Here is a 22,095-nt window from a genome sequence, read left to right on the forward strand (position 1 = left end):
TTATACTCTCTTGGTGACATACTATGTATTATATAATACTTTGTATTACTGTCAATTTGACATTTATTTAAAAACAAGACAATGTTATTTGCCATGCAACAAAAGGGGCAGTTTATCCGCCCCTTGTGAATAAGTCAAAATGTAAATTAGAATGAATATTCAACCGTTGTCCAATACGTTCTTGGCATACCTAACACGGCGAAGCTACGGTCGTATTGACCACGTTGTACTTGCCAATAGGCTTTGTTGAATAAGTTTTCGACTTGAGCTCTCACAGTGATAGCGTGACCGTTACCCAACTTGGTATGGTATTTTGCTCCAGCATCTACTAAGGTGTATGATGGGAAAGCGTAAGTTTTTTGCGTATCTTGGTAAGATTTGCCAAAGTGTTGTATATTGGTGCTTAAAGTTAAACCTTGGATAAATGGTGTATCCCATTCAATCCCTGCTTTACCCACCCAACGTGGATTTGCCACTTGATAACCATTGACTAAATTATCTGCATAGTTTGGATAATCTTTCACTTTAGATTGTAAGTACATAATACCTAAACTTGGACGCACAGTTTTATCTAACAAATTAGCGTAGATATTAAATTCAATACCACGGTTGCGTTCGATACCTTGAGAATCCCCAGCCGATGCACCTGATGTATTAAAGTCAGTACCTCTTGTGGCATTACCACGCCAGTAACCTTCACGGCGAACTTGGAATACGTTAAATGAAGTTACGACATCACCCCAGTTTTTACGTACGCCTAATTCTAATTGACGGCTAACACGTGGTTTTGACATTGTTGTATTACCACTATCATCGGTTTTAATGTCCGCAGGTTCTAAATCTTCCATATAGTTACCGTAGAACACGAGGTCAGGGTTAGGTAAGTAAGACACCATAAACATTGGACTAAAGCGATGTGCATCACCTTTCGCTTGTTTGATATTATCTTTATAAGATGTCCATTGGAAACGACCACCTAAAGTGACACGGAATTTATCTTCCGCAAAGCCAAGTGTATCTGATAGGGCAAGGCTATTTGCACGGATCGTTGCATCTAAGTTTGGATTAGCTTCAAAACCATTACTAAATACATTGCCTTGCGGAATGTTAGCTAATTGTTGGGCTAAAGTTTGTCCTGCTGCATTTCCATAAGGATAAATGGTTAAGTTTTGGTTTGGTGCTTGAGAGGTACCACGATAGGTTTGACGACGACGATCAATGTGATCGAATGAGGTACTCCAGTTGTGGCTTACTGAACCTGTTGAGAATTCACCACGAGCGGCTAAGTTACTGCTTAAGGTTTGGAAACGTTGATCGGTCATACGAGAACGTCCCGCATTGTAAGATTGACCATCTGTAGATGGGGTAGCAGAAGCAAAGTTACCATAATAACGAGCATCGTTATAACCGACTCCGCCCGAAATTTGGAAGTTATAGTCGGTATAGTAGTCAAAGGTCAGCATATTGGTTTGACTACGGGTATCTTGTGCTTGCCAACTTGGTTGAAGATTATTTTCACCGTCTAAGGCATCAAATAAACGGGCTTTAGCATTTTGAATATCTTGAATACGCGCACGACCGCCCTCGGTTTTACGTTTCGCATAGAAACTATCGAAAGACACATAAAGTTTATCGCCACTATAATCCGCATTTAAAGAAAATTCTTTATTGTCTTCCCAGTAGCCTGTGCGAGGGGTATCGCCCTCACGCATTTTACCATTCACACGCACACCAAATTGTTTGCCTTCGCCAAAACGTTGACCTAAGTCAAATGTACCTTGTAAACGATTGTCGCTAAAATAGCCTACACCCACTTTACGGTTGCCTTGATCACTAGCACGTTTGGTTTCAATATTGACTGCACCTGCTGTTGCCCCCTCAGGATCCATGCCTGAAAGTGCGGTATTTCCGCCTTTAATTAATTGTACAGAATCCGCATACACGCTTGATGTGCCTTGTGTACCGTACATTCCAGCCAAGCCGTTTACGCTAAATTGACGGGCATCTAATTGATAACCACGGAAATATAAACCTGTTAAAGTGTTGGTTTCACCACCGAATTGCCACACGGACGCATCTTTTTTGGCAATCACGTCCACCAAAGTACGAGCTTGGGTGTCATCAATGACTTTAGCATCGTATTTCACTACGGTAATTGGGGCAGTGAAGTTAGTCGCACGACCTAATAAACCTAAGTTGACGCTGTCTTGTAATTTACCGTCACTGGCAACAGAATAAGAACGATAGCTTGCTGGTTCATGAAGACTGTCAGAAACTTCAATTGCATCAAGCTGTTCGGTTGTTTGCTGACTTGTTTCAGCATAAGCACCAAAAGAAACACCAGCGAAAAGTGCGGTGTAAATTAAGCTAAACTTGAATTTCATTAGATTACCCTTAATCAAAATTAAATATAAAAATAGTCTAAAAATTAGACTGTTCAAAAAGAAAGCTGAGTATAAATTAAACGATAATCTATTGCAATAGATTTAATAAGATTTATTCGTGTTTATGTATTGATTTATTTTTTATAAACATTTGCAATCCCCCTAACTTTATAGCATAATTCACGACCTAAGCATTTGATGCTTATCCAATGGAAACCTTTTCGGTCTTTCGCAATGGTGTCTGGTTTACTCGGTCAGGTTCGGAAGAAAGCAGCCAAAGTCAGAATTTCTGTGTGCCGAGAGTAGCTGGAAAGGTTTCCACCTATTTACACAAACTAATTTTGTGATTTTCATTCCAAAATCAATTATAGATTCTTTGAATTTTATCTATTTATTTCATAATGGTTATTTTTATGGAGTAAATTATGGTGAAAAATATTCGTCCGAATAATACCTGCACATTGATTAACAACAGTAAAAGATTAAGGCGTAATTTAACGGAAGAAGAAAGTATTTTGTGGTTTCATTTACGTAAAAAATACGCACATTCAAGTAATAAATGCAATTTTTTTAGTCGCTGTTAATTAGTTGTAAATATACTTGTTTTGGTGATAAAAATCCAAATCTTTTTCGCGGACGGTTGTTTAATTTGTCTTGAACCACATCCAAATCCGCCTGAGTTATCTGGCTAAAATCCTTATCCTTAGGAAAATACTGCCGCAAAAGTCCGTTGTAATTCTCGTTAGAACCTCGCTCCCAACTGTGATACGGATTCGCAAAATAATAATCCAAGTTTAACGCTTCAGAAATTTCCTTATGCCTGGAAAACTCCTTGCCATTGTCCGAAGTCAAAGTGTGTATAATTAACTGATTTTCAATAGATATTTCTATTATTGCACACTTCACTTCCTCCGATTTTTTGCTCTGCAAAAGCCTTATAAATGTGTAACCACTCGCCCTGTCGTTCATCGTTAAAATCGCCTGTTTATAGTTTTTTCCGATGACTAAATCAACCTCAAAATCGCCAACTCTGGTGCGTTCTTCAACGATTTTTGGACGTTCGGAAATGTTTTTTTTCCCTGTAATAATGCCTCTTTTGTCCTTCAAATCGCCTCGCTTCCGATAGCGTTTTCCTTTCGTCCGAAAGTGTTTGTGTAGCTTTCCGCCTTGTTTTTTGTCTTGCCAAACAAATTGATAAATTCGCTCGTGAGAGATTGTTTCTTTGCCCGCTAATTTCATCGTGCCAACAATCTGTTCAGGACTGTAATCTTTTGACAACAAATTAATTACCTCTTGTTTTATTGCTTCGGTAAAGCGGATTTTTTTACGCTTATTTTTGTGCCTGTCAGCACATTTTCTCATAGCCAATTCAGCACGGTACTTTCCGCTTCTTTGGTCGCAATTTCTGCGGATTTCCCTGCTGATAGTGGCTTCGCTTTTGCCTAAATACTCGGCAATTTCTTTTTGTGTGTGATTTTTTTGCAGTAAGGCTTCGATTTCGTACCTTTGCTCAGATTTTAAATGTTCCATTTTTCGCGATTTTTGGACGAGGAGCAAAAATGAGCATTTTTTATCATTTCAGCAAAAGGGAAGAATTTTTTTTCTTCTCTTTGCTGAAAAAAGTTTTTAGCTTTTTTTACTTCATCAAAAATTACGTTTATTAGTTGAATTTAAGATACCTTAAAGGTCATCATTTTAGGAAACAAGTTATTGTGGGAAATTATATTGTAGATTTCCTTTCTTATTCTGCTAGATTAATTATTGAAGTTGATGGGTTTCAACATTATGAAGATAGTGCATTAATTTATGATGCAAAAAGAACGAGATATTTGAATTCTCAAGGATTTACTGTCCTGAGATTTGATAATGGTGATGTGAAATATCGTTTAAATAATGTATTGGAGGAGATTTATTTTTATTTAGATGGTGAGTATTGCCCTGAACAGCTTTTTTAAGGTGGGATTGTTTAATTTTTGCCCCCCTTTGCCCGTTGGGCATTTCCCCCCGCAAGCAGGGGGAAAGAAATAAACGACTCTTTCTTTTCCTCACTTGCGGTAAATAAAGATGCTTTTTCCTCTCTTGCAGAATAAAGATACTTTTCCTCACTTGCGGCGAATAAAGATGCTTTTTCCCGTCTTGCGGTGAATGAAGATGCTTTTTCCTCATTTGCGGTGAATGAAGATACTTTTTTCCCTCTTGTGGTGAATGAAGATGCTTTTCCTCACTTGCGGTGAATGAAGATGCTTTTCCTCACTTGCGGTGAATGAAGATGCTTTTTCTCACTTACGGTGAATGAAGATGCTTTTTCTCACTTACGGTGAATTAAGATACTTTTCCTCACTCGTGGTGAATGAAGATGCTTTTCTTCCCCCTGCTTGTGGGGGGAAGTCCCCGAAGGGGGAAGGGGGGCAAAGCCAACTTATTTAATCAACTCCAATCTTGATAATAACAGCTCATCAGACAGCCCCTGTAATCGCCACATCCGATATAATAACAAAACCGCCGCAGCCGTTAAGGCGACTACAAAACCAATCCAAAAGCCCATAGCCCCTAAGTGTGGCATGATCCAATCGGTCATGGCAAGCGTGTAACCTATGGGCATTGCCAATATCCAATAGCAAAAAATAGTGATATATAAAATGGCTTTGGTGTCTTTATAGCCACGTAATACGCCACCCGCCAGTACTTGCAGAGTATCAGAGAATTGATAAAGCGAAGCGACAATTAACAATGAACTAGCCAGTGTGATAACATGCAGATCCTTTACGAAAATTTGAGCAATTTGTTCACGCCAGAAGATTGTGACAAAGGCAGTAATAACGGTAATATTTAAACCTACAGCAATGGCAATATAAGACACTTTTTTAGCCTGCTCTGGGGATTTTTCGCCTAAGCGTTGCCCAACTAAAATAGTGGTTGCCATGCCTAACGACATAGGGAACATAAATACAAAAGAACTAGTATTTAACGCAATTTGATGGCTTGCCACCATATCCGTGCCGAGCGGGGATAAAAATAATGAAGTCAACGCAAATAATGCCACTTCCGCCCATAATGCGACTGCAATCGGAAAACCAAGTTTAAGCAATTTCTTCAGGGTAGAAAAATCAGGTTTCTCAATTAGTTGCTCAAACACTTTGAGATCACGTAAATGATAAGATTGACGACTATAAGCGATCATCATTATACACATTGCCCAATTAACAATAGACGTGGCAATGCCACAACCTACCGCACCAAAGGCTGGTACCCCAAATTTGCCATAAATAAAGATATAGTTCAGCGGAATATTCAATAATAAGCCGATAAAGGTAATGACCATAGCAGGTTTCGTTTTAGCTACGCCGTCATTTAAGCAACGAAAATTAATTAATAATAAATAAGCAGGCAATCCGAATAACATGGCGTGTAGATAACCTATTGTAATATTAGCTAGTTTTTCTTCCATATTCATAGCTTGAATCACCACATCACTATGGTAAATAAGAAGTCCTAATGGAATACAAACCAACAAGATAATCCACAAACCTTGTCGTACTTGATGAGCAATATCAGAACGTTGTCCCGAACCGTTTAAGTAGGAAATGGTTGGGGGTAGGGCTAACAATAAGCCTTGTCCAAAAAGGACTAACGGAAACCAAATAGATGCCCCAACCGAAATGGCTGCCATATCCGCTGCACTCACTCGTCCAGCCATAATGGTGTCCACTAATCCCATTGAATTTTGGGCGATTTGAGCGAGAAGAATAGGAATAGCGATTTGAATTAATTTTTTTGCTTGTTCGTGATATTGTTGCCAACTGTTAATTTTTTGCATAAAAAGACCGAGTTTCCTTTATAATAGGAAAAATTTAATTTTTTCACCGCACTTTGCGGTTAAGCGAGTTTATATGTTTACAGGTATCGTGCAAGGTGTTGCGTCTATTCATTCTATCATTGAAAAGACAAATTTTAGAACACATACTATTAAAATGCCAGATGAATTACTGGCAGATTTACAATTAGGTGCGTCTGTTGCACATAATGGTGTTTGTTTGACTGTTACTAAAATTGAGAATAATCTCGTGAGCTTTGATTTAATGACGGAAACTTTACGGATCACTAATTTAGGTGAACTTAAAGTGGGGGATCAGGTCAATATAGAAAGAGCGATGAAATTCGGTTCAGAAGTAGGCGGGCATTTATTGTCGGGACACGTCTATTGCACGGCAAAAATTGTTGAACAAAAACCGAGTGAGAATAATTTACAAATTTGGTTTAAATTGCCTAATCACGATGTGATGAAATATATTCTGACCAAAGGCTTTATTGCTGTGGACGGTATCAGTTTGACCATTGGTAATGTGAAAGAAACTCAATTTTGCGTTAATTTAATTCCTGAAACGATTGAACGTACGATTATTGCTAAAAAAAATGTAGGGGATTTGGTCAATATTGAAATTGATCCGCAGACACAAGCAATAGTGGATACGGTGGAGCGTTATTTATTAGCGAGATCTTAAATGAAAAAATTTTTCTTATTTTTGACCGCACTTTTTGCCTTTATGCAAAATGTGCAAGCTCACCCTCATGCTTTTATTGGTATGAAAACCACGCCATTAGTGGAAAATAACACGTTAAAAGGTTTTTCGGTGCAATGGTTGCTAGATGAAGCCAGTTCAGCTGAATTACTTTACGATTTGAAAGTTGCTCATAACGATCCCAAAGCAAAACAAGCCATTGTGGATGATATGGTTAAAAACACGGTATCAGAGCATTATTTTAGTTATCTCTATGATAAACAAGGTAATCGAGTAAAATATACCTCTCATCCTGCTAACTACGATATTAAAGCGGTCGGCAATCAAATTTTGTATCATTTTGACTTCTTTTTATCCCAACCACAAAAGTTAATAGATAATCAATTTGTATTAATGATTTATGATCCAACCTATTATGTATCAATGTATTACGATAATAAAAGTGCGGTGGATTTTAGCCAACTTCCGTCAAATTGTCATGGTGAGATGGTAGATCAAATTGTTGATGAGAAAACCAAACAATATGCTCGGACCTTAGATAAAACCCAACGAGAAGCCGACTTTTCGCTAGGTAAACAATTTGCTCAAAAAGTCATTTTACAATGTCAATAACTACTAAAAAGCTCCGATTAATGTTGTTATTATGCCTATTGCTTATAGGTATCGGCTTTTTATTCCCTTATTTATTTAAACAAGTGGTGGTATGGCAACGAGAGTTTAATCAGTTATTATCTGATAATCTTCATCAAATCAAACAAGCTCCAATTTATGCAGGGTTAAGCTTGATTTTAATCAGTTTCGGCTATGGCGTTTTTCATGCTTTAGGGCCTGGGCATGGTAAATTTATTATTACCAGCTATCTTTCTATTCATCAATCTAAAATCTTCGCCAGTATGCGATTGGCATTTTTGTCCTCTTTAATGCAAGGCGTGGTGGCGATTGTGGCGACCAGTATTGTGGTAGTGATATTAAATTTATCTTCAGCCTACTTTAAAGCAAGTCAGCTTTGGTTGGAACGTGGGGCGTATGCGTTGATATTTTTATTAGGCTTACAATGGTTAATGCAAAGTGGCAGAAAAATTTGGCAAGCTCAACGTAAGCCAAAAATTCTGCAAATTAAGCCGATAGCTGATAATCTACACTTAAAAAGTGCGGTGCAAAATCCGATAGTTTTTTTATCTCATATTCATGATGAAAATTGTGGTTGTGGACATCAACATTTGCCAGATGCCGATCAAGTTACTCAAGCGAATAATTTGAAATCCCAATGGCTGATTATTTTAAGTATCGGTATGCGACCTTGCACGGGAGCTATTTTTATTTTATTTTTGTCCTATATGCTTGATCTCTATATCTGGGGAATGGTGGCAACCATGGCAATGGCAATCGGCACAGGAATTACCTTATCAGGCTTTGCTCTAATGGTACAATATGCCCGAACAACTGCGGTAAAAGTCGGGAAATGGTATCTTTCTCCAACCTTAAAAAATCAATTTTCCGATTGGTTAAAACTAGTGTTCGGCTTGATATTGATAGGCTTTGCAGTGAGTTTGATTTATGCCACAACGTTACAGAGTGTGGGGGGGGCTGTGTTATTTGGGCGGTAGGTTATTGTTATAGAACTTATATGCTTCATCAATATTCTCAAAACTATATAAAGATCCATCGTCTAACACATAAGCATTATCACAATATTCTTTAATTGCAGATGGGCTATGTGAAACTAAAATAATAGAACGATCTTTACGTTTTTCAAAAAGTTCCTGCTTACATTTCGAAGAAAAACGCGAATCTCCTACAGCAATTACTTCATCAATTAAATAACAATCGAACTCCACGGATAAAGATAATGCAAAAGCCAAGCGTGCTTTCATACCTGATGAATATTTTTTTACAGGTTCATATAAGTAATCGCCTAATTCAGAAAATTCTTCGGTAAAAGATTTAACATAATCAATATCTGCTCCATAAATACGGCAGATAAAACGTAGATTATCCATACCCGTTAGAGATCCTTGAAATGCTCCGCTAAATGCCAATGGCCATGAAATACTCATTTCTCTGTGAATTTCGCCTGAAGTAGGGGCTTCAACGCCACTTAATAAACGAATTAAGGTGGATTTACCAGAACCATTTCTGCCTAAAATACCAATTTTTTCCCCTTTTTTGAGTTCAAAATTAATATTATTAAGGATTGTTTTCCAACCATTTCTAGTTAAATAACGTTTATTTAAGTGTTCGACTTTAATCATTCGGGGTTAATCCTTTACTAAAATTACGCACCATAATAAGACCAATAAAAATAAGAATAAGATTAAATACAAATATATAATACGGATTTTCATAGGTGGTAACGCTTGCACCGAAATAGCCCTTGCGGAACATTTCCGTACCGTGGATCATCGGAAACCATAATAAGAATTGTTGTGCAGTAGCTGGTAAATTATGAATAAAGAAAAATGCACCAGAAAGGGGTATAGAGATAAACGAGAGTGTACTCCAAATTTTACCAAATGGCTCAAAATATTGGGCAATGGAGGCAATAATGAGACCCAAACCAATAGCAAACATTGCCATTAATGCCCAAGCCATCAACATATAGAATAAATCATTCGGCATCGGGATCAGCCCCATAACAATTAATAATATTATTAAACTCATTTGAGCAATAGTGGCTCCAGAAATTTCTAATAACATGCGAGCTAACAGGGTGTCTAATACGAGAACATTACGGTGATAAAGCAATGCTGTATTGGCAGAAATCGCTCCAATAGCACGATTAGATGAATTACGCCACATCATCATAATTGGATAACCTGTAATAATAAAAGCAATAATATTTAAAGTGGAATAACTACTTGCTCGAGCTACACTCCAAAGTATGGTGATTAATAGCGTCATCATTAAGGGTTCAACGAATAACCACATAAATCCAATATTACGTCGCCCATAACGGGTAATGATTTCACGCATTAATAATGCACGTAAAACACGTCCTTGAATCACGAAAGAACGTTTTACTGTTGTTCTTTTTCCATAACGCATTAGTTTCTATGCTCACGCACACTAGCAAAAAGTAAGCCCAATACACCATATAATAATAGACCAATAAAGAATGTAGCAAGAATATTATACAAACGATATGGTTCAAGTGCTAAATCGGGGTTACTCGGTTGATTAATAATTTCTAAATATAATTGCTTGCGATCAGCTTCATTTTTAGAATTTTGTAATGATGTCATTGCTGTCATTAATTGCTGTTGAGCTAGGGTATTATCTAGCACTAAACGTTGATATTCTGCTGTTTGATTTGCAATAGATTTACCTTGCCCTAACACTTCTTGAATTTGTTTATTTACTTCGGCTTTTACGCTTTTTTCCCGAGTTCGCAAGGTCGCAATTTGTGGATTTTCAGGGGCTAACGCTCGTAACTGATCTAATTGTGTTCGAATACCAATCAATTCATCTTGTAATTTAGAAATAAGGGTTAACTGTACCTCAGACTGAGCTTTAACATCAAAAATACCATTTTTAATACGATAATTACTTAACGCCTCACCTGTAATCTCAACACGCTCTTCCGCTTCTCGCACCGCTTGTTCAGAAAAAATAATCGTATCTTTTCTTGCTCGTTCGTTTAAGCGGTTAATAATGACTTCCCCTTGTTTGAGTAATTCTGCATTGATTTTCTGACTATCTTCGGCACTAAAACTGCGAATATGTAATATAGCAATGCCAGATACAGAATCAATAGAAACAGTTTCTTTTTTCGTAAAATAATTATAAAAGGCTTCTTGTTCGGGAAATAATCCAAAACTATTAAAACGGCTGATAATATCACCTTTTTGCTCATAAAAATCTCGCATTGGTAGAACTTTTTGCAGTTCTTCTAGAGCGTTACGAGATTTCATATATTCCTGAACAGTATAAGTATCATCTTGCGAGCGTGCAAAACCAAACCCCTGCAATATCGATCCTACATTACTCAATGAAGTTTGATTTTGTGAAGAGCGTATCACAAAACTAGATTCAGAAATATAAACATCAGAAGCAATCAAACTAAAATAAATAGTCGAAATAATTGTTGGAATAATTACTGTAATCCAAAGGAGCTTATTGCGTTTTTTTATTTTTCTCGCAGGTGTTTGTTTTTGTTCGGTCATTCTATCTATCCATTATTTACTAAAAGCTATTTACACTATGTGCAGTGCTTGTTACTGGCGAGGTAATTGAGAAAATGATTCTCAAGAATTTTTGGAATTCAGCTAACGGTGCATTTGATACATATAAAATATCTTTATTTTTCACAGGGAAACGCTGTATCCAAAACAGAGATTTTGGTTCAAGCAAATTAACTCTATAAACGGTTGGTACATCCATGCCTGAAGTATAACCACGAGCTTGCCAACGAGTTTGATCATTAATGGTTAATTCATCAAACGGAATATAACGGAAGATAAATACGCCCCGAGGATCTGAGCGTGAATCAATTAAGCCACCCATTCGACCAATAGCTTCAGATAAATACAGTCCTTTCGCCGAGAATTTGACTTGTCGGTTAGAACCAACAGCACCAAGTGCGGTGAAACTTAACGGATTATTCATTAAAGATAATACATCGCCAGAACGCAATGGAATATTTTCATTTGGATTGGCAGCTAAAGTTTCTAATGAAATCGTTTTCACTTCATTCCCTCGCATTAACTGAACAGAAATATCCTCAGCATTTTCACTAGCACCACCTACAGCAGCTACAGCATCTAAAACACGTTCACCCACTGGGGTTAACGGCATGCGAATGCTGTTTCCTTGTCGTAAAATAGTAACATTAGAAGAGTTATTCTGTGCTAATTTTACGATAGCTTGAGGTTGATGAGCCAAGGGCTTTAAGCGAGCAACAATGTTATTTTGGATTTGTTCAGGTGTTTTCCCAACCACAGAAATCCCACCCAAAAAGGGTACTGTAATTTTGCCATTTTCACTCACTACTTGTTGAGGCAATGCAACTGTTTGAGCGGATCCAGTACTTCCTGTTGTTAACATACTGCCAAATAAAATTGCAGGGGGAGCTTCCCATAAGATAATATCTAAAGCATCTCCTGCCTTGATTGTACTGTAATAATCACGTCCGACTTGGCTAAAGTGGCTAAAAGATTGATTGTGTTGGCGGTTAAACAGTTCAAGAACGATATTATCATTAACATCAACAATATCAACATTATCTAATTGAGAATTATCACTTTGGTTAATATCTTGAATTTTTGATGCACTAGGTCCAGCACTGGGCATGGAATTGCAAGCTGTCAGAGTAATTGCCAATAGGCTAATAATAAATGGAAATTTTTTCATTAAAATCACTAAAGTATTTAAAAGTGCCGTGTATTCTACTGAAAATTGAGGTGGTTTTCCATAGTAAGAAACAAAAATGACAAAATTTTCAAGAAATGGCAGTATTTTTATACAAACAGTGTAATCCCCCTAAAATAACACAAATTTATTGCAGTTATTATAGCGATAGATATTGCTTGATGTTATGAAATGGCGTACAATCCTGCCCGCTTTCCCAAATAGGCTTACTTAATGTAAGAAAATAGAATAATTTTTTATACGGATATAAATAAAAATGAATTCAAAATCACTCATTGTCTTTGGTACACGACCAGAGGCGATTAAAATGGCTCCACTTATCGATGGATTCAAAAAAAACAATGTTAATTTCAAGGTTTGTGTAACCGCACAACATCGTCAAATGTTGGATCAGGTTTTGCAATTATTTGATATTACACCTGATTATGATTTAGATATTATGAGTGGTACGCAAACGCTTTCGTCTGTTACTTCATCTATCTTAACTAAAATTCAACCTGTATTTGATGAATATAAGCCAACTACAGTTTTTGTACATGGTGACACAGCAACTACTTTAGCAACCTCACTTGCCGCCTATTATAATCAAATTGATATTGCTCACATAGAAGCTGGATTACGTACAAATAACATCTATTCTCCTTTTCCAGAAGAAGGAAATCGTAAAATTGCAGGTGCAATTACCAAATATCATTTTGCTCCGACAGAATGTACTAAAAATAATTTGCTTAAAGAAAATGTTTCTGACAGAAATATTTATATTACAGGTAACACGGTTATTGATGCCTTATTTTTAGCCTGTAAAAAAATTGATCATAATCCGAGATTATTGAATGAATTTGAGCAAAGATTTTCTTTTTTAAACGATAGTAAGATGGTATTGATCACTGGTCATCGGAGAGAAAATTTTGGTCAGGGATTTGAAAATATTTGTCAGGCATTAAGTGAATTATCTGAAATCCATCCTAATGTTCAATTCGTTTATCCTGTACATCTAAATCCGAATGTACGAGAACCAGTTAATCGTTTGCTTAAAGGAAAATCAAATATTTATTTAATTGAACCACAAGACTATTTTGCCTTTGTGTATTTGATGCGTAAATCTTATTTAATTTTAACGGATTCAGGTGGAATTCAAGAAGAAGCTCCGTCATTAGGTAAGCCAGTATTGGTTATGCGTGATACAACCGAGCGTCCTGAAGCGGTAATTGCTGGCACAGTAAAATTAGTAGGAACAGAAAAGGATAAAATCATTAATATGGTGAGTTTACTCCTGAGTGATGAAACAGAATATAAGAAAATGGCAGCGGCACATAATCCTTATGGAGATGGAACAGCCGTAGAAAAAATCATTTCAATTTTTAGATAATAGGTACAAAAATGTTTAATACAATTTCAGTTATAGGGATTGGCTATATTGGATTACCTACTGCAACAATGTTTGCATTACATGGTAAAAAAGTGATTGGGGTTGATGTAAATTCACATGCTGTGGAAACGATTAACCAAGGAAAAATTCATATTGTTGAACCCGATTTAGATGTAGCGGTAAAACAAGTTGTTGAAAATAATCTATTACGAGCTACCTTAGTTCCAGAAGCTGCAGATGCTTTTATTATTGCTGTACCAACACCATTTAAAGGCAAAAATTATGAACCTGATTTGAGCTATATTGAACAGGCATGTATCGCGATTGCCCCTGTATTACAAAAGGGCAACTTAGTCATTTTAGAATCTACCTCTCCTGTTGGGGCGACTGAACAAATGGCACAGTGGTTATCTGAAGCTCGTCCTGATTTAACTTTCCCACAAACTCATGGCTCAGATTCCGATATTCGTATTGCTCACTGCCCTGAACGGGTTTTACCTGGGCAAGTCATGCGAGAATTGATTGAAAATGATCGTATTGTTGGAGGACTGTCTGAAAAATGTTCTCAAAGTGCGGTGGAATTATATAAAACTTTTGTAAAAGCAGATTGCATTGTCACTAATGCTCGTACCGCAGAGATGAGTAAACTTACCGAAAATTCTTTTCGTGATGTGAACATTGCTTTTGCTAATGAATTGTCCTTGATTTGTGACAAACTTAATATCAATGTTTGGGAGCTTATTGCGTTAGCTAATCGTCATCCACGTGTCAATATTTTACAACCTGGTTGCGGTGTGGGTGGACATTGTATTGCAGTTGATCCATGGTTTATTGTAAATAAAACCCCAGATCTTGCGAAATTAATTCATACCGCACGTTTAGTCAATGATCATAAACCGCAATGGGTTATTGATAAAGTAAATCAAGCTGTCCTAAACGTGTTGCAAGCGAATCCAAATAAAACCTTAGATCAAGTGAAAATTGCTTGCTTAGGTTTAGCTTTTAAACCAGATATTGATGATTTACGTGAAAGTCCAGCTATTAAAATTACCACAGCATTAGCTGATAAGTTTAAAAATCAAATTTTAGCGGTTGAGCCAAATATTGATGAATTACCAGTCAAATTATCCAGTAAAGGTATTAAACTTTTAACTTTACAAGAAGCAACTAAACAAGCCGATGTATTGGTTGTTTTGGTTGATCATAAAGAGTTTAAAACAGGTTTAACCTTGCCTGAAAATGTACAAATAGTGGATACGAAAGGGATTATAGGGAAATAAAATGGCAAGAAAAAAACGTAATGTTGTCGTACTTTCTTCGGCAAATAAACCTCACGTTGAATTACCTATTGAACAAGCGAATGATTCTGTGGTAGTGCAGGATGAAATTAAAGCTCTAAAATTAGAGTTAAGAGAATGGCTAGACACACAAACTCAGCAGTATAATCTATTGAAAGATGCTTATCAGCAAGATCTCCATAAATATCAAGGAAATATTGCGTTTTTAGAAAAACAGTTAAAAGAGTTATCTGACAAATACAAGAAAAAAGAAATTGAAGTTCAGGTTAGCAAAGATAAAATAAGTCAAGCTAAAGAGAAAGCCGAAAATACCTTGTCATTTAAATTAGGTAATATCCTAATTAACTCAACAAAGTCTTTTGGTAACTTTTTTTCATTGCCAATGGATTTGTGGCAATTGCGTCATTTTATGGATCAAAAAAAAGTAAAAATTATTCCGTCTATAAAACAACAAATGAGTACTCTCAACTATCCAAAAGTAGATGGGCGGTTTAAAAAACAATATGGCTTTAAATTTATCTCTATTTTAGATGAGATCTCTCATACTTCATTTGATAGTGAATTTAAGTTATTTCCTTTGAATAAAAATAGTTTTGAAACTCAAATTAAAGGTTCTACTTCTTTGGGATTTCTGATTGAAAGTTGTTGGAAAGGTAATTTTGGTGCTTGGGAATATGCTTTTACATCGCCCAACTTACAACATCAAAATGCTCAAAATTTATTGAAAGCATTAAATATTGCTAAAGATCGTCAGTTCCCAATTATTTTTTGGAATAAAGAAGATCCTATGCACTATGAAAAGTTTTTACCAATAGCCTCTAAGTGCGATATTATTTTTACAACAGATAGCAATAAAATAAAGGATTACCAACGAGATGTCCCTACTGCAAAAGTGGATTCTCTTCTTTTTGCTGCAAATATCAATATTTGCAATCCAGCTAATCGATTCAGAGCAAAACAAGAGAACATTTGTTTTGCAGGTTCTTATTATAGTGTTGGTCATGATGACCGTAAAAAACAAATGGATGCTTTATTACCAACTATTATTAAGTTTAGAGGGGCAATTTATGATCGCATGTCGCAAATTGAAGGTAATCGCTATGCGTATCCACGTAAATATCATCCATTTATTCGCTCAGCAGTGCCATTTAGAGAGATTGTAGGTGTTTATAAGCAATTTAAAATCTTTTTAAATGTAAACACGATTACTGATTCGCCAACGATGATGTCTCGCCGTGTTTATGAATTATTGGCTTGCGGTACACCTGTTATTTCTACCCCATCATTGGCGATTGATGAACAATTTAAAGGTATTGTACAGGTAGCTAAAAATGCCCGAGAAGCGAATAAGATCGCTAAGCGGTTACTAGAGAATGAGTGGGAATGGTTACGTTTATCTCATTTAGGTTATCGAGAAGTTATGTTAAATCATACTTATGAACACCGAGCCATTCAAATTACTAATATGTTGGGGAAAAATATTTCATATACTCAGCCATTAGCTAGTATTGTGATGGCAAGCAAACGTCCGAATTTTATTGATCGTATTGTAGAGAATGTGAGCCAACAAGTTTATCCTAATATTGAATTAATTATTATTGCTCAAGACTATTCAACTGAACAAATTCATGAACTTGAACGTAAATTGCGACAAAGTGGTAAAGTGTTTCAATCAGTACAAATTATTCAAAATAATAGTGATGACACTTTAGGTAAACGTCTTAACCAAGGGATTGAGTTATCAAAAGGCGAATATGTAGCAAAATTTGACGATGATGATTTCTATTTTCCAAACTATTTACAAGATATGCTCATTCCATTTAAATTTGGAGATTATGGTATAGTAGGTAAAAAAGAAATTTTTATTTACCTTGAAAACCAAAATAAAACTTTTGTGCGTTACAAGGGGCATAGACATATTGAGACAGACTTTCTAACAGGAGCGACATTGGTATTCTCCCGTAATACACTCAATCAATTAAAGTTTGGGGATTTGAATCGTGGTGAAGATTCTAATATTTTAGAACAAGCCAAAGCATTAAAAATTAGAACTTATGTTACAGATCCTTTTAATTTTATTGTGTATCGTTCAAAAGAAACTATCAATCACACTTGGGTTGTAGAAGATAATTTCTTTACAGAAAAAGGTGTATTGGTAGGTAATGGTTTGGCTAAAGAAATTACGGAAGTTTAGCAATATGATAAATAATTTTGTTTTTATTAAAAGACCAGTTGTAAAAGGTAATATTGTTACATTTCATTGGTATATGGATTATGATCATCCTAATAGCGTAAATTCTATTTATGTTGATTACTATGATTTGGATATTTCGTCTGTTCCGCTAGATGTACATTATAATACCATCATTGGATTGTTATTGAATCGCTTAATTAATTCATCCATAGATGCTATTATTACTACTGAAGATCCAATCTCAAAAAATATTGCTGATTTTTGGATTGCTTATCATAATTTAGAAAATGTTTATTTTTCAAATTTATCAGAAAAACAAGTAAAAAAATCTAATATATTATCGTCATCGCAAGATCATATTGGTATTTTATATGGGGGCGGTAAAGATTCTTATTGTGCCTTGGATGTTTTTAAAAAACATAAGGATATTAAAAATATCACGTTGATCTCTTTTGTTATTCCAGATTCTCACGTCAATGTGAAACAATTAGAAGATAGACGTGATGAATTAATTTTATCTCCGATAGCTCAACATTATGATGTGGAGATTATTAAGATTAAAACCAATGTACGAGGGATTATAAAAAATTATCATTTAGAGCTTTATTTTGCGCCACTTGGCGTTTTGGCGTGGTTAAATAAATTTCAATATATTACTTTTAGTTATGAATATTGTCATTATTTTATTCCAAATAAAGAACAATTAGAGTTCGGATTTGAAAGGTCACAGTATGCCCATATTAAAAGATTGAGTGATTTTTATACATCAGAGTTTTCTGCGCAAGAATTATCTATTTTTAATGCCAATCAACATTTAACCGAATTATCTAGTTTTGGTTATTTAGCAAAAAATGATTCTGATTTTTATAAAACATTAGTAATGTGTGAAAGTACTGTGGATAAAAATCAAAAATGGTGTTGTAGTTGCACAAAGTGTGCTGAATTTGTTCTGTTCTCATTATTTTATCATTTACCACAAACAGATATTGATTTTGAATGGTTTTTTGCTGAATCACCTTGGATTAAAAAAGTAATAAATGAATTAAATAAAGATGGTGAAAAAGGACGATTTTTTAAAGGGTTGACATTTTCTTTTCATTTTGATTCATTTAAATTTTGTATTACAAACATAAAAATGTCGGGGATACGGTTTAGCAATCCATTAGCACAAGAACATTTTGACTTATTAGTCACTCATTATTACGATGCATCTATATATAATGAAGATCATTTCTATATCGATGTTTTAGGGAAAATATACCCTAGTAAGCTAGTTTTGGGAACCTATGATATATTAAGCAATATTTTGCCAAATACTCATTCTCCCTTGGTTAAAAATACTGGGCTAGGAAAAGTTAAGTTTGATCAAAATATACAGCCACAAATTAAAAAATTAAATCCTTATATAGTTAAAGAAGATTTGTTACATAGATTAACTGTAAGAAATATAACTCCCAAATTTAATAGTGATCCAGTTAATAGCTACATTACAGATATCTCCATAGTAACTAATGGCAAGATTTCAGAATCTGATTTGTTATTGAACACTAGTGAAAAATATATTGATATATATATTGAGAAAAATCTTTTAAATAAGAATGATGGGTATGATTTATGTTTTAAAATAAAGGTGAATAACAACAGTTCTTATGTCGGTTTTAAATTAAATATCCCACATTTTAGTAAAGAATTAGATGATAGATTTTTTTATTCATTGGAAAAAGATGAAAAAAAACTATCAGTAAACACTTCGCAGCGAAATATATATTGTCAAATGAATATTGATAAAGAACATCGGGATTTAGGTTTTTTACCAGTAAAATTATCGCTCTATGCTAAAAGAGATTTAGAACCTTGGAATTGGGGAAAGGCTAGTAGAGTAAGGATAAATGAGTTTGAGTTGTATGATACACAAGAAAAATTAAAGAATAAGCTTAATTTTGAATTATTGGAACTATAATGATAAAAGTATCAATAATAACGGATGAAATCACTAGAACTTCACTTTGTTATGAATATGACATAAAAATAAATGAAATGTCATCTATTTTTAGAAATCGGAGTTTTTATTCTTGCGATTTTATCCTTGTAGAATCCGCTTGGAACGGCTACAAAGATCGCTGGAAATACAAAATAGCAGCTTATCCAGACTACCCTAAACGAAATAATCAGAAACTACTTCGTTTAGTCGAAAAAGCAAAAGATAAAGGTATTCCAACAGTATTTTGGAATAAAGAGGATTCAGTACATTTTGATCGATTTATTGACTCGGCAAAACATTTTGATCATATTTTTACGGTTGATGAAAATTGTATAAGAAAATATCGATCTATTGTTCCTGCATCAACAACCGTTGATGTAGCGATGTTTCCTGTACAACCGAAGATTCATAATTTTCAGGGCTTTCATTTTAAACATAATAGTGCAAATTTTGTTGGTAGTTATAATAACTCGATTCATAGTGAAAGGCTTAATCACCAAGAAATGTTATTTGGTGCTGCCCAAAAGGCAAATATGGCATTAACAGTATTTGATCGTAATTCAAATCGAAAAAATAAAATGTATCGTTATCCAAATGAGAAATTTAATTTTATGGTAAATAATGCTGTGGATTATATCCATACATCGGATATTTATCGTGATTACTTAGTGTCACTTAATGTCAATACGATTACAGACTCCCCAACGATGTTTTCACGCCGCGTGGTTGAAATTTTGGCTTGTGGAGGGATTTTAGTTTCTACACCAAGTATTGCTATGGAAAAATTATTTCGAGATTATTGTCATATTGTTCATAGTGAAGAAGAGGCAGTAGAATTACTTACTCGATTAAAATACGGTGCAACTAAACAGGACTTAGAAAAAGCAAGAGCTGGAGTAGATTTTGTGTTGAATAATTTTACTTGGTCACAATTTATAACTAAGATACAGAACGTTATTTTGAGCAAAAAATAATATGTTTTTTTCTACCATTGGTTTATATAAGCAAAAAAAGCGATTAGCATTATTACTTAAAGGTAATGAATTCCTTAATTCTTGCTTATTTTGGGGAAGAAAGCACCTCATTCGTGAAAAGATTGCTGAGAAACTAGGTATTCATTCTTTATATTTAGAAGACGGCTTTCTTCGTTCAATAGGTTTAGGTGTACAAGGTTATCCATCTTATTCTTTCGTTGTTGATGATTTAGGAATTTATTACGACACCACAAGACCTTCAAGATTACAGCAATTAATTCTTGATGCTGAGTTTAGTCAAGTAGATTTGGATAATGCAAAGCAAGCAATGCTATTGATTTGTCAATATCAACTGTCCAAATATAACCATGTGCCTAATTTTGAATTTAATGCAAAGCATAAAAATAAGCCAATTATTTTAGTGATTGATCAAACCGTTGGTGATATGGCGGTAAAATATGGACAGGCTGATGAAAATAATTTTCAACAAATGTTACAGGCTGCTATTGATGAAAATCCTGATTGCGAAATTTGGATAAAGACACATCCTGATGTAATTTGTGGTAAAAAAAAGGGCTATTTAACTGGTTTGAATAATCCAAAGATTAACCTGTTGAGTAATGATGTTAATCCGATTTCTTTATTAAAATCGGTGGAAAAGGTTTATTGCGTAACATCACAGATGGGTTTTGAAGCCTTGATGTTAGGTAAAAAAGTGATTACTTTTGGTGTTCCTTGGTTTGCTGGCTGGGGATTAACTGATGATCGCCATCATAACTTGGGTAAAAAAACACCAAAAAATGACCGCACTTTATTGGTACTTTTTGCGGCAGCTTATTTAAAATATAGTTGTTATATCAACCCAAACACAGGGGAACAGGGTACGATATTTGATGTAATTGATTCTTTAGTGTATGAGAAATATTGGGCAAAACAATTAAAAGGGGATTTTTATTGTGTAGATGTTTCTTTATGGAAAAAATCAGTAATTAAACCTTTTTTTAATTTCCCCAGTTGTAGATTATATTTTATTAGTTCTTTAAATAAATTAAAACAGATGGTATTACCTGAACAAAGTAAATTGTTAGTTTGGGGAAATGGGAAAAAAGAATTATTAGACTATGCTGAAGAACATAATATTCCCATTATTAGAATGGAAGATGGTTTTATTCGTTCAGTAGGATTAGGTTCAAATCTAACTGCACCATTATCTTTAGTAGTCGATGATTTAGGTATTTATTTTAATGCTCAAAATCCATCTCGATTAGAGTGGATCTTACAAAACCAATATTTTGAGCAATCTGATTTAGAAACAGCAAAAGAAATAAAACATCGTTTAATTCAACAACGTATTGGGAAATATAATGTAGGGCAAGGTGTTGTTAATTTACCTAAAACACCTAAAACTAAAATATTAGTTGTGGGTCAGGTAGAAGATGATGCTTCTATTATGTTCGGTTCACCGCAGATTAAAACTAATAAAGCATTACTGCAAAAAGTGAGAACTGAAAATCCTAATGCTTATATTATTTATAAACCACATCCTGATGTAGTGAGTGGTAATCGTATGGGGGACGTTGCGGCTGATGTATTAGCAAAATATGCTGATCAAATTGTTATTGATGCAAATATTTTGGATTGTATTGAGCAAATAGATGAATTGCATACTATGACATCATTAGCAGGTTTTGAGGCTCTATTACGTAATAAAAAAGTGGTTTGTTATGGTTTGCCATTTTATGCAAATTGGGGATTGACGGAAGATAAAATTTCCTTATCTCGTAGAACAAGAAAACTTACACTAAATGAATTAATTGTTGGGGTTTTAATTTATTATCCAATTTATTTAAATCCGAATACGGGTAGAATAACAAAGGTTCAATATGTTATTGAATTACTCAACCAACAGAAAAAAGAAAAATCGCTTTCCTTTAATCGTTCTTGGTTAGTTAAGCAATTAGAAAAATTAAAACAGCTTTATTATGCAGTTAAATAACATTGTGATAAA

At 34.7% G+C, this 22,095-nt stretch carries 17 protein-coding genes and 1 other RNA gene; 11 read left to right on the forward strand and 7 right to left on the reverse strand.

Annotated features, from left to right (window positions below):
• Window positions 1-146 precede the first annotated feature (146 nt).
• Window positions 147-2,384 (reverse strand): TonB-dependent receptor, encoded by a 2,238-nt coding sequence (locus tag O1Q81_RS05755; protein ID WP_386696469.1) that lies wholly within the window; start codon window positions 2,382-2,384, stop codon window positions 147-149.
• A 218-nt stretch (window positions 2,385-2,602) separates the two neighbouring features.
• Here O1Q81_RS05755 and ffs point away from each other — a divergent pair.
• Window positions 2,603-2,700: signal recognition particle sRNA small type (gene ffs, locus O1Q81_RS05760), an RNA gene on the forward strand.
• Between the two features lie 254 nt (window positions 2,701-2,954).
• Here ffs and O1Q81_RS05765 read toward each other — a convergent pair.
• Window positions 2,955-3,914, reverse strand: a complete 960-nt coding sequence (locus O1Q81_RS05765) for an IS30 family transposase (RefSeq protein WP_386696470.1) — start codon at window positions 3,912-3,914, stop codon at window positions 2,955-2,957.
• A gap of 182 nt (window positions 3,915-4,096) precedes the next feature.
• On the opposite strand from O1Q81_RS05765, the gene O1Q81_RS05770 reads away from it, so the two are divergent.
• Window positions 4,097-4,339: an endonuclease domain-containing protein gene (locus O1Q81_RS05770; RefSeq protein WP_386696472.1), complete on the forward strand. Its 243-nt coding sequence runs from the start codon at window positions 4,097-4,099 to the stop codon at window positions 4,337-4,339.
• A gap of 464 nt (window positions 4,340-4,803) precedes the next feature.
• Here O1Q81_RS05770 and O1Q81_RS05775 read toward each other — a convergent pair whose 3' ends face one another.
• Window positions 4,804-6,201 carry an MATE family efflux transporter gene (locus tag O1Q81_RS05775; protein ID WP_386696474.1) on the reverse strand — a complete coding sequence of 466 codons (1,398 nt, stop codon included), beginning with the start codon at window positions 6,199-6,201 and terminating at the stop codon, window positions 4,804-4,806.
• A gap of 73 nt (window positions 6,202-6,274) precedes the next feature.
• Between O1Q81_RS05775 and O1Q81_RS05780 the strand changes: the two genes are divergently transcribed.
• The 3 genes from O1Q81_RS05780 to zevB are packed head-to-tail and all read left to right on the forward strand — an operon-like array spanning window position 6,275 to window position 8,511.
• Window positions 6,275-6,886: a riboflavin synthase subunit alpha gene (locus O1Q81_RS05780; RefSeq protein ID WP_386696476.1), complete on the forward strand. Its 612-nt coding sequence runs from the start codon at window positions 6,275-6,277 to the stop codon at window positions 6,884-6,886.
• Window positions 6,887-7,516 carry a zinc transporter binding subunit ZevA gene (gene zevA / locus O1Q81_RS05785; RefSeq protein ID WP_386696478.1) on the forward strand — a complete coding sequence of 210 codons (630 nt, stop codon included), beginning with the start codon at window positions 6,887-6,889 and terminating at the stop codon, window positions 7,514-7,516.
• Window positions 7,507-8,511, forward strand: coding sequence for a zinc transporter permease subunit ZevB (gene zevB, locus O1Q81_RS05790; protein WP_386696480.1), 1,005 nt, complete (start codon window positions 7,507-7,509; stop codon window positions 8,509-8,511). The genes zevA and zevB overlap by 10 nt, the downstream gene beginning before the upstream one ends.
• Here zevB and O1Q81_RS05795 read toward each other — a convergent pair.
• From O1Q81_RS05795 to O1Q81_RS05810, 4 genes are read right to left on the reverse strand one after another with little or no spacing between them, the layout of a single operon-like run.
• Window positions 8,497-9,156: an ABC transporter ATP-binding protein gene (locus tag O1Q81_RS05795; RefSeq protein ID WP_386696482.1), complete on the reverse strand. Its 660-nt coding sequence runs from the start codon at window positions 9,154-9,156 to the stop codon at window positions 8,497-8,499. The genes zevB and O1Q81_RS05795 overlap by 15 nt on opposite strands.
• On the reverse strand, window positions 9,149-9,949 hold the full coding sequence (locus O1Q81_RS05800; protein WP_386696484.1) for an ABC transporter permease: 801 nt from the start codon (window positions 9,947-9,949) through the stop codon (window positions 9,149-9,151). Before O1Q81_RS05800 ends, O1Q81_RS05795 begins: the two co-directional genes overlap by 8 nt.
• Window positions 9,949-11,067 carry a capsule biosynthesis protein gene (locus O1Q81_RS05805; RefSeq protein WP_386693721.1) on the reverse strand — a complete coding sequence of 373 codons (1,119 nt, stop codon included), beginning with the start codon at window positions 11,065-11,067 and terminating at the stop codon, window positions 9,949-9,951. The genes O1Q81_RS05800 and O1Q81_RS05805 overlap by 1 nt, the downstream gene beginning before the upstream one ends.
• A 19-nt stretch (window positions 11,068-11,086) precedes the next feature.
• Window positions 11,087-12,253, reverse strand: a complete 1,167-nt coding sequence (locus tag O1Q81_RS05810) for a polysaccharide biosynthesis/export family protein (RefSeq protein ID WP_386693724.1) — start codon at window positions 12,251-12,253, stop codon at window positions 11,087-11,089.
• A gap of 274 nt (window positions 12,254-12,527) precedes the next feature.
• Here O1Q81_RS05810 and wecB point away from each other — a divergent pair, with 274 nt between their 5' ends.
• The 6 genes from wecB to O1Q81_RS05840 are packed head-to-tail and all read left to right on the forward strand — an operon-like array spanning window position 12,528 to window position 22,083.
• On the forward strand, window positions 12,528-13,640 hold the full coding sequence (gene wecB / locus O1Q81_RS05815) for a non-hydrolyzing UDP-N-acetylglucosamine 2-epimerase (protein WP_386696486.1): 1,113 nt from the start codon (window positions 12,528-12,530) through the stop codon (window positions 13,638-13,640).
• An 11-nt stretch (window positions 13,641-13,651) separates the two neighbouring features.
• A complete protein-coding gene (gene wecC, locus O1Q81_RS05820) occupies window positions 13,652-14,920 on the forward strand; it encodes a UDP-N-acetyl-D-mannosamine dehydrogenase (protein WP_386696488.1) in 1,269 nt (422 codons plus the stop codon).
• Between the two features lies 1 nt (window position 14,921).
• Window positions 14,922-17,132 (forward strand): glycosyltransferase, encoded by a 2,211-nt coding sequence (locus O1Q81_RS05825; protein ID WP_386696489.1) that lies wholly within the window; start codon window positions 14,922-14,924, stop codon window positions 17,130-17,132.
• A gap of 4 nt (window positions 17,133-17,136) precedes the next feature.
• Window positions 17,137-19,092 carry a hypothetical protein gene (locus O1Q81_RS05830; RefSeq protein WP_386696491.1) on the forward strand — a complete coding sequence of 652 codons (1,956 nt, stop codon included), beginning with the start codon at window positions 17,137-17,139 and terminating at the stop codon, window positions 19,090-19,092.
• The gene (locus O1Q81_RS05835; RefSeq protein ID WP_386696493.1) at window positions 19,092-20,087 is read left to right on the forward strand and encodes a glycosyltransferase; all 996 of its coding nucleotides are present in this window, start codon (window positions 19,092-19,094) and stop codon (window positions 20,085-20,087) included. The genes O1Q81_RS05830 and O1Q81_RS05835 overlap by 1 nt, the downstream gene beginning before the upstream one ends.
• Before the next feature lies 1 nt (window position 20,088).
• Window positions 20,089-22,083: a capsular polysaccharide biosynthesis protein gene (locus O1Q81_RS05840; RefSeq protein ID WP_386696495.1), complete on the forward strand. Its 1,995-nt coding sequence runs from the start codon at window positions 20,089-20,091 to the stop codon at window positions 22,081-22,083.
• The last annotated feature ends 12 nt before the right edge of the window (window positions 22,084-22,095 follow it).

This window comes from Lonepinella sp. MS14436, assembly GCF_042470565.1.
Lineage (GTDB): Bacteria > Pseudomonadota > Gammaproteobacteria > Enterobacterales > Pasteurellaceae > Lonepinella.

Excerpts from the sequence above, each read along its gene's own strand:
- O1Q81_RS05765 (WP_386696470.1), bottom strand. The coding sequence starts at position 3,914 with ATGGAACATTTAAAATCTGAGCAAAGGTACGAAATCGAAGCCTTACTG.
- O1Q81_RS05795 (WP_386696482.1), bottom strand. The coding sequence starts at position 9,156 with ATGATTAAAGTCGAACACTTAAATAAACGTTATTTAACTAGAAATGGT.
- O1Q81_RS05835 (WP_386696493.1), top strand. The coding sequence starts at position 19,092 with ATGATAAAAGTATCAATAATAACGGATGAAATCACTAGAACTTCACTT.
- O1Q81_RS05805 (WP_386693721.1), bottom strand. The coding sequence starts at position 11,067 with ATGACCGAACAAAAACAAACACCTGCGAGAAAAATAAAAAAACGCAAT.
- wecB (WP_386696486.1), top strand. The coding sequence starts at position 12,528 with ATGAATTCAAAATCACTCATTGTCTTTGGTACACGACCAGAGGCGATT.
- wecC (WP_386696488.1), top strand. The coding sequence starts at position 13,652 with ATGTTTAATACAATTTCAGTTATAGGGATTGGCTATATTGGATTACCT.
- O1Q81_RS05775 (WP_386696474.1), bottom strand. The coding sequence starts at position 6,201 with ATGCAAAAAATTAACAGTTGGCAACAATATCACGAACAAGCAAAAAAA.
- zevA (WP_386696478.1), top strand. The coding sequence starts at position 6,887 with ATGAAAAAATTTTTCTTATTTTTGACCGCACTTTTTGCCTTTATGCAA.
- O1Q81_RS05755 (WP_386696469.1), bottom strand. The coding sequence starts at position 2,384 with ATGAAATTCAAGTTTAGCTTAATTTACACCGCACTTTTCGCTGGTGTT.
- O1Q81_RS05810 (WP_386693724.1), bottom strand. The coding sequence starts at position 12,253 with ATGAAAAAATTTCCATTTATTATTAGCCTATTGGCAATTACTCTGACA.
- O1Q81_RS05830 (WP_386696491.1), top strand. The coding sequence starts at position 17,137 with ATGATAAATAATTTTGTTTTTATTAAAAGACCAGTTGTAAAAGGTAAT.
- O1Q81_RS05825 (WP_386696489.1), top strand. The coding sequence starts at position 14,922 with ATGGCAAGAAAAAAACGTAATGTTGTCGTACTTTCTTCGGCAAATAAA.
- O1Q81_RS05840 (WP_386696495.1), top strand. The coding sequence starts at position 20,089 with ATGTTTTTTTCTACCATTGGTTTATATAAGCAAAAAAAGCGATTAGCA.
- zevB (WP_386696480.1), top strand. The coding sequence starts at position 7,507 with ATGTCAATAACTACTAAAAAGCTCCGATTAATGTTGTTATTATGCCTA.
- O1Q81_RS05780 (WP_386696476.1), top strand. The coding sequence starts at position 6,275 with ATGTTTACAGGTATCGTGCAAGGTGTTGCGTCTATTCATTCTATCATT.
- O1Q81_RS05800 (WP_386696484.1), bottom strand. The coding sequence starts at position 9,949 with ATGCGTTATGGAAAAAGAACAACAGTAAAACGTTCTTTCGTGATTCAA.